The organism is Streptomyces sp. A3M-1-3 (assembly GCF_024213665.1).
In the GTDB taxonomy this organism is placed as follows: domain Bacteria; phylum Actinomycetota; class Actinomycetes; order Streptomycetales; family Streptomycetaceae; genus Streptomyces.
In genome coordinates this window covers 107,529-122,337 of record NZ_JANAVP010000011.1, presented here as the reverse complement: position 1 = coordinate 122,337, position 14,809 = coordinate 107,529, and the positions used below count along the sequence as shown (strand labels likewise).

Here is a 14,809-nt window from a genome sequence, read left to right as displayed (position 1 = left end):
GAGGTCCCCGAACCCCGCTCCGCGGCCGCGGCCCTGACATCACGCTGAGTTACTTGTCACTTCGCCGTAGCTTCGGGAGAACAGGGCCGCGACGCCGATCCGGCCACGGCCCATCCACGACCCTGCGCCCCTGACCGGACCTTGACCGGGTTTGACCAGCACTGACCGGCGGCTGTTCCGCCTGCGTGGGCCGAACTCCGGTACGGCGACTACGATGCGCTCGGTCCTCCCGTGCGGAGGGGTCCCATCCGACCCACCCGCATCCCACCCCCCGAATCCCATCCGCACCGCGAATCGCACCTGACATTCCGCCATATGCCGTGCCAGTGAAGGTTCTCCCAGCCGGGCAGGGCGCACTTCCGGAAGCAGTGAGAGCCATGAGCAGCAACGCCGGCCGGGGCCTGACGCCCAACGTACTCAGCACGTTCGACACGATCGTGATGGCGGTCGCGGGCAGCGCCCCGGCCTACTCGCTCGCCGCCACCACGGCCGTCCTCGTCGGGGCCGTCGGCTTCGCCGCCCCGGCCGCCCTGCTCTACTGCGCGATACCGATGCTGGGCATCGCCCTCGCCTTCGGCCGGCTCGGCCGGATCGACGTCAACGCGGGCGCCAGCTACTCGTGGGTGGGCCGGACCCTGCATCCGTTCCTCGGCTTCCTCAGCGGCTGGGCGCTGGTCATCTCCGCGACGATCTTCATGGTGGCGGGCTCGGTGCCGGCCGGTGCGCTGACCCTCTCCCTCTTCGACGCCGGCCTCGCCTCGAACACCGCCCTCGCCACACTGGTCGGCGCCGGCTGGTTCCTGGTGATGCTGCTGGTGGTGCTGGGCGGCGCCCGGCTGACCGTGCGCGCGCAACTGCTCATGTCCGGCGTGGAGCTGCTGATCCTGGTCCTCTTCGCGTTCGGCGCGCTCCTGCACCGCGGCTCCGCCGCCGCCTTCGACTGGTCCTGGCTCGGCTTCGGCCACTTCGACGGTGTCTCCGGCTTCGCCTCCGGCGCGCTGATCGCCGCGTTCTACTACTGGGGCTGGGACGTCACCAGCAACCTCAGCGAGGAGACCCGTAACAGCCGCCGCACCGCCGGGCTCGCGGGCCTGGTCGGGATCGGCATCGTCTTCCTCCTCTTCGAGGTGTTCACGATCGCCGTGAACGTCATCGTCAGCGCCGGGGACATCGAGGAGAACAGCGCCAACGTGCTGGCCGTGCTGGGCGAGGCCATCTGGCCCGGCCTGGGCGGCAAACTGCTCGTCGTGGCCGTGATGCTGTCCACCATCGCCACCCTGGAGACCACGCTCATCCAGGTCACCCGCTCGCTGTTCGCGATGGGCCGCGACCGGACGCTGCCGTCCGCGCTCGGCCGGGTGCACCGCCGCTGGAACACGCCGTGGGTCGCGATCGCCGCGGTCGGCGCGGTGGCCCTGGCCATGTTCGTCGCCTCCAACGCGCTCGGCTCGGTCGGCGAGATCCTGTCCGACGCGGTCGCCGCCATCGGCCTCCAGATCGCCGTCTACTACGGCCTCGCCGGCATCGCGGCCGTCGTCGCGTACCGCAAGATGCTCCTGAGGTCCCCGGCGGACTTCCTCCTCGGCGGCGCCTGGCCGCTGTTCGGCGCGCTGTTTATGTTCTGGATCTTCTTCGAGTCGCTGACCGAGCTGAACGGCGCGTCGATCGCGATCGGCGTCGGCGGGCTCGCCGTCGGCCTGATCCCGATGATCTGGTACTGGAAGCAGGGGAGTTCGTACTACCGTCCGGCGAAGCTGGACGCCAGCCGCGCCATCGAGATCGACGAGTCGTACGTCAACTCCAGCTCAGGACGCCCCGATTACGCGGACGACGCCATGGCCACCGACTTCTGAGACATCCCGGACCCCTGCCCCTGAGAGGAGGCCCGCAGATGGCCGCCGCACGCCGCCGCTTCGTACCCGACTTCGACCCGGACTTCGGGGACCGCCCGCTCACCGCCGCCCGTCACGACATCGTTATCGGCAGGTGGCAGGGCGTACGCGATCTCCTCCTGGCCACCGGCCCCGTCTGGCCGCGCCGGACCCACCGGCTGCGACTCCTCGCGCACGCCGCGGCGGGCAGTTCCGCGGTGGAGTCGTGGCTCGCGGCGGAGCCGGAGAACCCGGACGCGGTGGTGCTCCGCGCCGCCACCGAGGTCGTGCGGATCTTCAACGTGGCCATCGCCACGGGACGCGGCGGCGAGGTCGACCGCGACCGGATCGACCTGGCGGTGATGGCCTGCCTGCGGGCCGCCGACGCCTGCCCGGACGACCCGATGCCGTGGGCGTCGCTGCTCACTGTCGCCCGGCTGTACGAGGGCGGGGTGCAGCGGCGGGAACTGGCGAGCTGGTGGAGCGAGCTGCGCGGCCGCGACCCGTACAACATCGAGGGCCATGTGCAGATGCTGCGCTACTACTCGGCGCGCTGGCACGGCACGCACGGCACGATGTACGACTTCGCGCGCGACGCGGCGGGCGCGGCGCCGCCCGGGTCGCCGCTGCCGGTGCTGGTGCAGATCGCCCGGGTCGAGGAGTACCGGTACATCGCGGAGGGCGCGAAGGGCCGGCCGGTCATCGGGGGCGGTTCGAACCCGGGACAGGGCCAGGGCCAGGGGCAGGGCCACGGAGGCCACGGACAGGGACAGCACTGGAACCACGAGCTGGCGGTCCAGGAGGTGCGGCGCACCTGGGACCGGTGGATCGCCGCGCGCGAGGGGACGCCGGCCGGGCAGGACGGCCCGGTCCCGCCGGAGGAGGTGACCGAGCTGAACTACCTGACGCATGCCGCCTGTTACGCGGGCCTGCACGGCGAGGCCGCCCACCTGTTCCGGGTGCTGGACGGGCGGGCGGCTCGGGTGCCGTGGTCGTACACGGGTGACGCGGCTCAGCAGTTCACCCGGTGGCGCGAGCAGGTCGGCGCCACCACGTGAACCCTGGACTCAGGACCCCGGACTCAGGACTCACACGCCGATGTCGCGGTGGTCCTTGCGCCAGACGCTGACCACGGCCGGGCGGACGATCTTGCCCGGTCCGTCGGGCCACACCGAGGCCGGCTTCTCGACGCTTGCGCCGTCGATCTCGCCCGGGTGCTGCACGGCCACCACGACGCGGCGGTCCTGGATGATCGGGCCGCAGGTCTCGGCGCCCTTGGGCACGGTCAGGAACTGCTTGAGCTCACCGCGCCGCTCGCCGTGCGTGGCGACACCGAACAGGCCGTCGTGGGTGCCGAGCTGGTTGCCGTCGGTGGAGATCCACAGGTTGCCGTGCGGGTCGAAGGCCACGTTGTCCGGGCAGGAGATCGGGCTGACCTTGTCCTTGGGGTAGCCCGCGAAGTACGTCGCCGGGTCGTTCGGGTCGCCCGCGACGAGGAAGAGCCGCCAGGCGAAGCCGTCGGACGTCGGGTCGTCCCAGTGCTCGGCGAGCTCCAGGACGTGGCCGTGCTTGTTGCTGTTGCGCGGGTTGGCCTCGTCCGCGCCGGCCTTGCCCGCCGCGCCGCGGTCCTTGTTGTTGGTCAGCGCGATGTACACGCGGCCGGTGCGCGGCGACGGCTCGACGTCCTCGGGGCGGTCCATCTTGGTGGCGCCGACCTTGTCGCCCGCGAGGCGCGTGAAGACGTACACCTCCTCGGCGGTCATGCCGGGGACGTGCGAGGTGTTGCCGGTCGCGAGCGGGATCCACACGCCGCTGCCGTCGAACTCGCCGTCGTTCGGGAGCTTGCCCTTGCCGTCGATCTCGGTGGCCGGGGAGTCGCCGGTGAGCTTGGCGACGTACAGCGTGCCGTCGTCGAGGAGGGTGAGGTTGTGCTCGCGGACGGCGCGGGAGTTGCCCTTCTTCATCCGCTTCGACGAGACGAACTTGTAGAAGTAGTCGAAGCGCTCGTCGTCGCCCATGTAGACCACCGGGCGGCCCTCGTCCGTCAGCCGGGGCTGCGCGGCCTCGTGCTTGAAGCGGCCCAGCGCGGTGCGCTTGCGCGGGGTCGAGTCCGGGTCGTACGGGTCGAGCTCGACGACCCAGCCGTGGCGGTGCGACTCGTTGGGCTCCTGCGCGGCGTCGAAGCGCTTGTCGAAACGCTCCCACTTGCGCTCGGTCGCGCCGGTCCCGATGCCGTACCGCTTGTCGGTGGCGCTGCTGCCGCCCGCGAAGTACTGGTTGAAGTTCTCCTCGCCGGACAGGATCGTGCCCCACGGGGTGGTGCCGCCGGCGCAGTTGTTGAGGGTGCCCAGCACCTTGGTGCCGGCCGGGTCGGCGGAGGTCTTCAGCAGTGCACTGCCGGCGGCGGGGCCGGTGAGCCTGAACTCGCTCGTGGCCGTCAGGCGGCGGTTGAGGTGGTGGCGGCTGACCGGGGTGAGCTTGCCGCTGCGGTGCTCCTCCTGGACGACGACGACGGAGAGGCCGTGCGCGGCCCAGGCGATCTCGACCTGCTCGCGGGTGGGGTTGGCCGGGTCGTACCCCTTGAACATCAGGATCTCGTCCGTGTACTCGTGGTTCGCCACGAGCACCTGGCGGTCCCGCTCGCCGCGGAGGGGGAGCAGGCTGAGGAAGTCGTTGTTGTAGCCGAACTGGCCGGCCTGCGCCTCGGCGGTCTGCTGGTCCGGGTCGAAGGCGGGTGCGCCGCGCAGGATCGGGTCGCCCCAGCGGATGACGACGTTCTGGGCGTAGCCCTCCGGGACGGTGACCTGGTCGGCGGTGTTGGGCGCGACGGGGGTGAAGCGGAGGCCGCGGGCGCCGGCGCTGCTGCCGTGCCGGGGGCTGTTGGCGGCTCCGGCCGCGGCGGCGGCCTGGGCGACGGCCTGGGCGGTTCCGCCCTGCCCGATGACAGCGCCGGTCCCGGCGGCGGCCGCGACGGTCACGACGGCGGCGGCGCGCATCATGGACCTTCTCGACAGGGCGCCGGCTATCACGTCACCGGCGTACTCGTTGTCGCTGGTGTTCGGTACCTCGTGGAAGCAGGCGTCGCCACAGCGGTAACGGCAGGTGAGCGCGGAGCGGCCCCCCGCGTGCGGGGTACCGATGAGCGGCAGCAGTTTGCGCACGTTGTCCTCCGTATGACTTCACAGCGGCGCGCCCTGCGCCGACATCGTGTCGGAATGTGTCCGCCGCGACGTTAGGGGCGTCTGTCTGCAATGCGGCGGCCGACGGATGAACGTGAAGTGAATCCGGCACGTCCGGGCGGGAGTTCACCCGCGTGGGTTTCGCATACGCCGAGTTCGGCCGACCCTCCCGGAGATCGCCCGGAGCGGCCGCTAACCTTACGTGTCCACCCTGGCCAGGGATTTTTCCCGCAGTACGGACAAACATCGCACCCAACTCATGTGAAAGGCCTCGCCCATGGGTATTCGGAGCTTGCTGCGCAAGGTGTTCGGACGCGACCGAGAAACCACCGCCGTCCGTGACGAGCAGGCGGTGGGCGTGCCGGCCCAGTCCGAACGCGCCCAGTCGGCGGAGCCGACGACCTCGGCGCCGGTGCCGGCTGCGGTGCCGGCTGCGGTGCCGGCCGCGGTGCCGGCCGCGGTGCCCGCGCAGACGGCGGCGGAACTGGTGGCGGCGGCGTTCGACAACCCCTCGGTCCCCCCGCAATCGAAGCGCGACCTGGCCCCGCCCCGCGAGTCCGCCCCGGCGGAGCGGGAGGAGCCCCCGGCCGCAGCCGAGACAAAGCCGGAGCCGGAGAGCACCACGGCTACCGCGGAGGCCGCCCCGGCGCAGGAGCCGGAGGCCACGAAGGCTGCCGCCGAGGCGGAGACCGCAACCCCTGCGGAGCCCGAGGCACTGGCCGCCGAACCGCAGGCCGAGCCCTCCGCCCCGGCAGAGCGGGAGGCCACGCCGGCCGCCCCGGAGGCCGAGGCCGCGGCTGCCGCCGAACCTGAGACCGCCCCGGCAGCGACCCCGGGCCAGGGCCCGGCTGCCGCCGAGGCGGAGACCGCCACGGAGACCGCACCCTCGGCGGAGCCGAAGGCGGCCGCGCCGGCCGAGCCGGAAGCCTCCGAGGCGGCTCCGGCGGCGGAGGCGCTCGCCGCCGAGGCTGAGACCACATCCCCGGCCGACCCTGAGCCCGAGGCGGCGCCGGAGACCGAGACCGCGGCGAGCCCGGCGGAGCCGGAGGCAGCCCAGGCTGCCGAGGCGGAGACCGCAACCCCTGCGGAGCCGGAGCCCGAGGCACTGGCCGCCGAGCCGCAGGCTGAGCCCTCCGCCCCGGCGGAGCCGGAGGCAGCCCAGGCCGCCGGCGCGGAGACCGCATCCCCCGCCGACCCGGAGCCCGAGGCCGCCGCGGCCCAGGCGGAGCCGGAGGCACCCGCAACGGCTGCCGCCGAGGCGGGGACCGCCACGGAGACCGCACCCTTGGCGGTCCCGGAGCCCCCGGCGGAGCCGAAGGCGGCCGCGCCGGCCGAGCCGGAAGGGCTGGCAGCCGGTGGCGGCGGAACCGCCGCCGCCCCCGAGGGCGTCGGGGGCGGGAAGTCCGCGTACTCCCCTGCCCGGGTCAAGTCGCGCGCTCCCGAGCTGGTCGGGGCCTACAAGGCCGCCGGCGCCGTGCTCAAGGCGCGGGGGCTCGTCGGGGCGCGGGCCGACGTGTACCTCGTACTGGACCGGTCCGGGTCGATGCGGCCGTACTACAAGGACGGCAGCGTCCAGAACCTCGCCGAGCAGGCCCTCGGCCTGTCCGCGCACCTGGACGACGCCGCGACCGTCCACGTCGTGTTCTTCTCGACCGACATCGACGGCACCGGGGAGCTCACCCTCACCGAGTACGCGGACCGCGTCGACGAGCTGCACGCCGGGCTCGGCCACATGGGGCGTACGAACTACCACCGCGCCGTCGACGAAGTGATCGCCCAGCACGAGAAGTCCGGCTCCACCGGCCCCGCGTTCGTGATCTTCCAGACGGACGGTGCCCCCACCGCCAAGCAGGCCGCCGAGAAGGCGCTCGCGGACGCCGCGCGGCTGCCGCTGTTCTGGCAGTTCGTCGCGTTCGGCGAGCACGACGCCAAGGGCTTCGACTTCCTGCGGAAGCTGGACGCGGAGAACGCCGGCTTCTTCCACGCCGGCCCCGACCCGCGCGAACTCACGGACACCGAGGTCTACGAAGGGCTCCTCGCCTCCTGGCAGGGCGGCCGGTAGGGACGGCAACGCCCTGCCCGTCACCCCGCGGCGGGCAGGGCCACCGTCTCGCGACCCGTTATCGGTGTGAGTGGATCTTCCGGGGGCCGATAGGATTTCGACCATGGCGGCCACTGGATCCGAGAAGCAGGGGGCGAAGGCGTACTACGTCTCGACCCCCATTTACTACGTCAACGACGCTCCTCACCTGGGCCACGCCTACACGACCGTCGCAGGCGACGTGCTCACGCGCTGGCACCGTCAGCGCGGCGAGAAGGTGTGGTACCTCACCGGCACGGACGAGCACGGTCAGAAGATCATGCGCACTGCCGAGGCGAACGGGGTCACGCCCCAGGAGTGGTGCGACAAGCTCGTCGAGGAGGCATGGAAGCCCCTCTGGGAGCACCTGAACATCGGACACGACGACTTCATCCGTACGACGGAGAAGCGGCACACGGACCGTGTGCAGGAGTTCGTGCAGGACCTGTACGACAAGGGCGAGATCTACAAGGGCGGGTACGAAGGCCCGTACTGCGTGGGCTGCGAGGAGTACAAGCTCCCCGCCGACCTGATCGACGGCGATGGCGGTCCCTCCCAGGGCGAAGCCTCTGGGGGACACTTCGCGGGGCAGAAGCTGTGCCCGATCCACAAGAAGCCGGTGGAGATCCTCAAGGAGGAGAACTACTTCTTCAAGCTCAGCGAGTACGGCCCGAAGCTGCTCGAGTTCTACGAGTCCAACCCCGGCTTCATCCAGCCCGAGTCGGCCCGCAACGAGGTGCTGAACTTCGTCAAGCAGGGCCTCCAGGACCTCTCCATCTCGCGCTCCACCTTCGACTGGGGCGTCCCGGTCCCCTGGGACCCCAAGCACGTCATCTACGTGTGGATCGACGCGCTCCTCAACTACGCCACGGCCGTCGGCTACAACGAGAACCCGGCGAAGTTCGCGGAGACCTTCCCGGCCGATGTGCACCTGATCGGCAAGGACATCCTGCGCTTCCACGCGATCATCTGGCCCGCGATGCTGATGGCTAACGGCCTGCCGGTGCCCGGCAAGGTCGCGTGCAACGGCTGGCTGATGGTCGGCGGCGAGAAGATGTCCAAGTCCAACCTGACCGGCATCAAGCCGCAGGACCTGACCTCGCACTTCGGCGTGGACGCCTACCGCTGGTACTTCCTGCGCGCCATTTCGTTCGGCCAGGACGGCTCGTTCTCCTGGGAGGACTTCACCGCCCGCTACACCTCCGAGCTGGCCAACGACTACGGCAACCTCGCCTCGCGCGTCGCCGCCATGGTCGGCAAGTACTTCGGCGGCGCACTGCCGGAGGCGACGGCGTCCGGCGAGGCCGAGAAGGCGGTCCAGGAGGGCCTGGCCAAGGCGGTCGCCGAAGCCGACCGGAAGATCGGCGACGAGTTGGACTTCCAGGGCGGCATCCTCGCGGTCTTCGAGTTCGTCAAGCAGGTCAACGGCTACATCACGGAGCAGGAGCCGTGGAAGGTCGCCAAGGACGAGTCGCCGGAGGGCCAGGCCCGTCTCGCGACGATCCTGTACACGGCCGCCGAGTCGCTGCGCGCGGTCGCGGTGCTGCTCAACCCGGTCATGCCGGAAACCTCGCAGGCCCTGTGGGACTCGCTGGGCGCCGAGGCGCAGCTGGGGGCCCTGGCCACCCAGCGCGTCCAGGACGCCGGCACGTGGGGCCTGCTGCCGCCCGGCGCGACGGTGACGAAGGGCGCGGTGCTGTTCCCGCGCCTCGAGGAGAAGCCGGCCTAAGCGGTCATACGCAAGCGAGGGAGCCCCGGGATCACGTCTGATCCCGGGCCCGTTCACGCTGTCATCAGTTGACGACCTCGACGGTGCAGCGGATGCCCGAGGCGCGGGCCAGGCGGGCGTCCGCGGTGACGAGGGAGCAGTTGTACGCCTCTGCTGCTGCCACGTAGGCGGCGTCATATGCGGTGAGGTTGGAGCGCAGCTCCCAGATGCGAGGCAGCAGCACCCTGGTGAGTGGTACCACCGGATCGAGCCCTGCCAGGGCGAGCATCGCGTCCGCGGCCTGCGCTTCGGAGATCTTCCCGCCGAGCAGATTGCCGCGGATCACCGAGGCTACCTCGATCGTCCAGTGACCTGGCGAGATCCAACGGTCGTCCGCCGTCATGACGGCACGGCAATGGTCGCCGATGGTGCCCTCGTCCAGCAGGGAGAAGGCGTAGACGGAAGCGTCGACAACGATCACTCGTCGCCTCCGAACATGCCGAGCGCGGCCTCACGCTCGGCGCGCTCTCTGTGAAGTGCTCCGACGACGTCGTCCACGGACAGGCGCGTGCCATAGCGCTTCTGGGAGAACCGCTCCATGACGGCAAGGTTGTCGCGCCGCCGCACCTCGTCATTGACGAGGTCGAAGAGGTACGCCTGAAGCGACTGGCCGCGCTCGCTCGCTATGGCGGCGAGCCGGTCTCGGAGGTCTTCAGGCACGTCACGAATCTGCAGAGCCACCATGCATGCAAGAGTACATGCATCCACGTCTCGTGTCATTCACTCGGAACGAGCAGAGGCCCGGGCCCACCCGAAGGTGGGCCCGGGCCTCCACGGATTCGCTGCCTACTTGTCCGCCACCGGCTTGCGCAGCGCGATGTTCAGCTCCCGCAGCCGGGCCTCCTCGACCTCCGCCGGCGCGCCCATCAGCAGGTCCTGCGCGTTGCCGTTGAGCGGGAAGGCGATGGTCTCGCGGATGTTCGGCTCGTCGGCCAGGAGCATCACGATGCGGTCCACGCCCGGGGCGATGCCGCCGTGCGGCGGGGCGCCGTACTGGAAGGCGCGGAGCATGCCCGCGAACTCCTTCTCGACGGTCTCCCGGTCGTAGCCCGCGATCTCGAACGCCTTGAACATGACGTCGGGCTCGTGGTTCCGGATGGCGCCGGAGGACAGCTCCGTACCGTTGCAGACGATGTCGTACTGCCAGCCCAGGATGTCGAGCGGGTCCTGGGTCTGCAGGGCCTCGAGTCCGCCCTGCGGCATCGAGAAGGGGTTGTGCGAGAAGTCGATCTTGCCGGTCTCCTCGTCCTTCTCGAACATCGGGAAGTCGACGATCCAGCAGAAGCGGAAGACGTTCTCCTCGAAGTGGCCGGCGCGCTTGGCCGCCTCGACGCGGACCGCCGACATGATCTTGGAGACCTCGTCGAACTCGCCCGCGCCGAAGAAGACGGCGTGCCCCGGCTTGAGGTCCAGGCGGTCGGTGAGCGCCTTGGTGTCCTCCTCGGTGAGGAACTTGGCGATCGGGCCGGCCAGCTCGTTGTTCTCGCCGACGCGGATCCAGGCCAGGCCCTTCGCGCCGTGCTCGGCCGCGTACTCGCCGAGGCCGTCGAAGAACTTCCGGCTCTGGCCCGCCGTGTCCGGCACCGGCAGCGCACGCACGTGCTTGCCGGCGAAGGCCTTGAAGCCGCTGCCCGCGAAGATGTCCGAGACGTCGACGAGCTCCAGCTTGGCGCGCAGGTCCGGCTTGTCGTTGCCGTACTTGAGCATCGACTCGCGGAACGGAATCCGCGGGAAGGGGGAGGTGACGTGCCGGCCGTTGCCGAACTCCTCGAACAGCTCGGTCATGAGCTTCTCGATCGGCTGGAAGACGTCCTCCTGCTCGACGAAGCTCAGCTCGACGTCGAGCTGGTAGAACTCGCCCGGCGAGCGGTCGGCGCGCGCGTCCTCGTCGCGGAAGCAGGGCGCGATCTGGAAGTACCGGTCGAATCCCGCGATCATCAGCAGCTGCTTGAACTGCTGGGGGGCCTGCGGCAGCGCGTAGAACTTGCCGGGGTTCAGGCGGGACGGCACCAGGAAGTCACGCGCGCCCTCGGGGGAGGTCGCGGTGAGGATCGGGGTGGCCATCTCGTTGAAACCGAGGGCGGTCATCTTGTGCCGGATGGCGGAGATGACGGCGGTGCGCAGCATGATGTTGCGGTGCATGCGCTCGCGCCGCAGGTCGAGGAAGCGGTACTCCAGGCGCCGCTCCTCGTTCACCCCGTCGTCCGTGTTGATCGTGAAGGGCAGCGGGGCGGAGGCGCCCAGCACCTCGACCTCGGTGACCTCGACCTCGATCTCGCCGGTCGGCAGGTCCGGGTTGATGTTCTCGGCGCCGCGCGCGGAGACCTTGCCGTCGATCCGGACGACGGTCTCCTTGGTGATGTGGCTCAGCGCCTCGTTGGCGGGGGTGCCGGGGCGGGCGACGAGCTGCACCAGACCGTGGTGGTCGCGCAGATCGATGAAGAGGATGCCGCCCAGGTCGCGCCGATTGTGCAGCCAGCCACTGAGCCGGACGTCGGTGCCGACGTCAGAGGCGCGCAGCTCGCCGCAGGTGTGGGACCTGTACCGATGCATCGTTCATCCAGTTCTTCGCGATGACAGGTGGGATTCAACCCTGCCAAGGTTACCGTCCGCCCGGAACGTCCCTGCCGCCCCGTGTACGGCTTGTGTACGGGCCACCTCGGGCGGCCGGGCTGTCGGTGACCTGTAAGGATGAGGCAATGCGCACCGAGGACGTCCTGGCCGCGATCGCGACCGGCCTGTGGCGCTGGGACAACGCGTCCGGGCTGGTCACCCTCGACGGCGAGGCCGCCCGGCTGCTCGGGCTGCCCGCGGAACCCGCGATCCTGCCCGAGGTCGCCGTCCGCTCGCGCTTCCACCCGGTGGACTGGAACGAGATCAACGGGATCGTGGGCCTCGCGGTCGCCGAGGGCACCCTGGCCGAGGCCCGGCTGCGGATCATGGACGGGGCCGGGCGGGTGCTGCGTACCGTACGCAGCCGCTCCAAAGCGGTCGTCGACGGCAACGACCACCAGCTGTTCGGCACCCTCCAGGAGGTCGCCGACCCGCAGCCCGGCACCACCGCCGTGCCCACCCCCATCACCGGCGACTGGCGCCGCTCCCGCGAGGCGTTCCTGCTCGACGCGGGCCGCGCGCTCGCCGAGGCCCGGTCCACCTCCGAGGTGCTGCGGGTCGCCGCGTCCCTGTCGATGCCCGGCTTCTCGCCGGACGGCCTGGCCGTCTTCGGCGTCGCCGGCGACCGCCTGTCGATCATCGGGCACCACGGGCACGGCGCGGGCGACGAGGACCCCTTCACCGACATGCTGCTGGTCACCGACTATCCGGCGGCCGAGGTGGTACGGACCGGGCGGGCCATCTACCTGCCGACCCCGGAGGACTACCGCCGCCGCTTCCCCGCCACCTGGCCGCTCGCCCAGCGCTTCGGCCGGCAGTCGTGGGCGTTCCTGCCGCTGATCGTCGCGGGGCGCACCATGGGCGCCTGGATGGCCGCCTTCACGTATCCCGTCCGCTTCACGCCCGACGAGCGGTCCGTGCTGACGACGGTCGCCCGGATGCTGGCCCAGGCGCTCCAGCGGGCGGGTGTCGCCGAGTCCGAGCGGGAGCTGACGGTCGGGCTGCAGCGCTCGATGATGCCCACGCTCGGCCCGGAGATCCCCGGGATGGCGGTGGCCGCGCGCTATGTGCCGACCGGCGGCGGGCTCCAGGTGGGCGGCGACTGGTACGACATGATCCCGCTGCCGTCGGGCCGCATAGCCCTGGTCATCGGCGACGTCCAGGGCCACGATGTGCGCGCCGCCGGGCTGATGGGACAGCTGCGGATCGCCGTACGCGCGTACGCCTCCGAGGGGCACCGCCCCGACGCCGTGCTCTCGCGCGCCTCCCGCTTTCTCGCCGGGCTGATGGACTCGTACGAGAACGAGAACGGGACCGGGCACGGGAGCGGGAGCGGGACGGGGCGCGGGGACTGGGATCCAGGCCCCCGGTTCGCGACCTGCCTGTACGTGGAGGCGGACCCCGCCACCGGCGTCCTGGACATCGCCCGCGCGGGCCACCCCGACCCGGCCGTACGGATGGCCGACGGGACGGTCCTGGTGCGGCCGACGGCGGGCGGGCTGCCACTCGGCATCGTCCCGGACACCGACTATCCGACGACCCGGCTCGTCCTCGAACCCGGCGAAACGATGATGCTCTGCACCGACGGACTCATCGAGACCGGCGGCCACGACCTCGACACCGGCTGGGCCCGGCTCCGCTCGATCCTCGAGTCGTATCCCGGCGACGGCGAAGCCGGCCTGGAGAAACTCGCCGACGAGCTCGTCAACGCCGTCCACGGCCCCTCCTCACACCACTCCACCGGCCCGCTCGCGGACCGCCGCGAGGACGACATAGCCCTGCTGCTGCTGTGCCGCGAGGGGGAGGGCTGCGGCTGCGGGCCCGGCGCCACCGGGTACGCGGTGCGTCCCGCCCGGCGCACCGCGCTGACGGTCGCCCAGGCCGAGCCTGAGCGGCTCGCCGGCGCCCGGCAGCAGGTGCGCGAGCTGCTGCACGACTGGAGCGACGACGAGCAGGTCGACGCGGCGGTCCTGATGGTCTCCGAGACGGTCACCAACGTCCTGGTCCACACGGACGGCGACGCGCTGCTGGTAGCCGAGGCCACCGGGGAGATCGGGAGCCGGCGGCTGCGCGTGGAGGTCGCCGACGCCAGCGACGAGCTGCCGCACAAGCGGCGGCCGGGCGAGATGGCGTCCAGCGGGCGTGGCCTGCTGCTGATGGAGATGCTCGCCGACAGCTGGGGAGTGGACCCGCGCGGCGAGGGCAAGTCGATCTGGTTCGAGCTCTACGAGGAGGCCGGCGGTACCGAGGAGGCGGAAGGGGCCGCATAGCGCGCCCTGATCTCGGAGACCACTCCGAACGCGGCGGCGGTCAGCGGTACCGCGAGCAGCATCCCGAGGATCCCCGCGACGCTCGCCCCCGCCGTGATCGCCAGCATCACCACCGCGGGATGCATCTGGACCGTACGGCTCTGGATCATCGGCTGGAGCACATGGCCTTCCAGTACCTGTACGGCCATCACCACGCCCAGCGCCCACAGCGCGATCACGAAACCGCGGTCGGCGAGCGCGACCAGCACCGCGACGGTGCCCGAGATGAACGCTCCGAGATACGGGATGTACGCGCCGACGAACACCAGCGCCCCGAGCCCGACCGCCCCCGGCACCCGCAGGACCAACAGCCCGACGGTGATACACATCGCGTCGATGAGGGCGATGAACGTCGTCCCGCGCATAAAGCCCTCGACGGCCTCGAAGGCCCGGCGGGCCATGGCCTCGGCGGTGTCGCCGATGGCGTGGGGCACGACGGAGCGCAGCGTTCCGGCGGCCCGGTGGGAGTCCCTGAGGAAGAAGAAGATCAAGAGCAGCGCCAGCACGGCGGTGGCGATCATCTCGCCGACCACACTCAGCCCGGAGATCACTCCGGACGCGGCGGTTCCGCCGAACTTGCCGAGCAGCTCCTTGGCATTGGACGCCAGATCGTCCAGCGAGGTCCCGGCGGCCCCGAAGTGCTTCGCGAGGTCCGAGGCGGCCTGCTTGAGCGAGGCCAGGATCTGGTCACCGGTGTCGATCAGCGCACCGACCACGATGTACATCGCCCCGCCGACGACGGCGAGGACGGCAACGCAGGTCAGCCCGGCGGCGAGCGACCGGTTCACCTTCATCCGGATGAGCCGCCGGTACAGCGGCCCGAGCAGCGCGGTGCCCAGCAGGGCGAGCAGCACCGGGGTGACGGCGGTCTGGAAGATGATGACCAGCCAGACCCCGACGGCGGCCACCCCGGCGAGCAGCAGCGCCACCACGCACCAGGCGGCCACGCGCCGGACGCCGTCAGGAAGAAGGGGCTTCGGGGTCTGCAC

10 protein-coding genes are annotated in these 14,809 nt (G+C 71.1%); 5 read left to right on the top strand and 5 right to left on the bottom strand.

What is annotated here, in order from left to right; translation table 11 throughout:
• Positions 1-377: 377 nt before the first annotated feature.
• Together NLX86_RS15070 and NLX86_RS15065 are read left to right on the top strand one after the other, a co-directional pair.
• The gene (locus NLX86_RS15070) at positions 378-1,853 is read left to right on the top strand and encodes an APC family permease (protein ID WP_254372195.1); all 1,476 of its coding nucleotides are present in this window, start codon (positions 378-380) and stop codon (positions 1,851-1,853) included.
• Between the two features lie 38 nt (positions 1,854-1,891).
• Entirely contained in the window at positions 1,892-2,929 is a 1,038-nt protein-coding gene (locus tag NLX86_RS15065) for a hypothetical protein (RefSeq protein ID WP_254372194.1), read from the top strand.
• 30 nt (positions 2,930-2,959) lie between these two features.
• Here the strand turns inward: NLX86_RS15065 and NLX86_RS15060 are convergent, their stop codons facing one another.
• A complete protein-coding gene (locus tag NLX86_RS15060) occupies positions 2,960-5,032 on the bottom strand; it encodes a PhoX family protein (protein WP_254372193.1) in 2,073 nt (690 codons plus the stop codon).
• 295 nt (positions 5,033-5,327) lie between these two features.
• Between NLX86_RS15060 and NLX86_RS15055 the strand changes: the two genes are divergently transcribed.
• Positions 5,328-7,112 carry a VWA domain-containing protein gene (locus NLX86_RS15055; RefSeq protein ID WP_254372192.1) on the top strand — a complete coding sequence of 595 codons (1,785 nt, stop codon included), beginning with the start codon at positions 5,328-5,330 and terminating at the stop codon, positions 7,110-7,112.
• 103 nt (positions 7,113-7,215) lie between these two features.
• Positions 7,216-8,859, top strand: a complete 1,644-nt coding sequence (metG, locus tag NLX86_RS15050) for a methionine--tRNA ligase (RefSeq protein WP_254372191.1) — start codon at positions 7,216-7,218, stop codon at positions 8,857-8,859.
• A gap of 64 nt (positions 8,860-8,923) precedes the next feature.
• Here the strand turns inward: metG and NLX86_RS15045 are convergent, their stop codons facing one another.
• The 3 genes from NLX86_RS15045 to aspS all read right to left on the bottom strand — a co-directional run bounded on the left by NLX86_RS15045 (position 8,924) and on the right by aspS (position 11,451).
• Positions 8,924-9,319: a type II toxin-antitoxin system VapC family toxin gene (locus NLX86_RS15045; protein WP_254372190.1), complete on the bottom strand. Its 396-nt coding sequence runs from the start codon at positions 9,317-9,319 to the stop codon at positions 8,924-8,926.
• The gene (locus tag NLX86_RS15040; RefSeq protein ID WP_254372189.1) at positions 9,316-9,558 is read right to left on the bottom strand and encodes a hypothetical protein; all 243 of its coding nucleotides are present in this window, start codon (positions 9,556-9,558) and stop codon (positions 9,316-9,318) included. The genes NLX86_RS15045 and NLX86_RS15040 overlap by 4 nt, the downstream gene beginning before the upstream one ends.
• 126 nt (positions 9,559-9,684) lie before the next feature.
• Positions 9,685-11,451, bottom strand: a complete 1,767-nt coding sequence (gene aspS / locus NLX86_RS15035; RefSeq protein WP_254372188.1) for an aspartate--tRNA ligase — start codon at positions 11,449-11,451, stop codon at positions 9,685-9,687.
• A 146-nt stretch (positions 11,452-11,597) separates the two neighbouring features.
• On the opposite strand from aspS, the gene NLX86_RS15030 reads away from it, so the two are divergent.
• The gene (locus NLX86_RS15030; RefSeq protein ID WP_254372187.1) at positions 11,598-13,781 is read left to right on the top strand and encodes a SpoIIE family protein phosphatase; all 2,184 of its coding nucleotides are present in this window, start codon (positions 11,598-11,600) and stop codon (positions 13,779-13,781) included.
• Here NLX86_RS15030 and NLX86_RS15025 read toward each other — a convergent pair.
• Positions 13,736-14,809: an AI-2E family transporter gene (locus NLX86_RS15025; RefSeq protein WP_254372186.1), complete on the bottom strand. Its 1,074-nt coding sequence runs from the start codon at positions 14,807-14,809 to the stop codon at positions 13,736-13,738. The genes NLX86_RS15030 and NLX86_RS15025 overlap by 46 nt on opposite strands.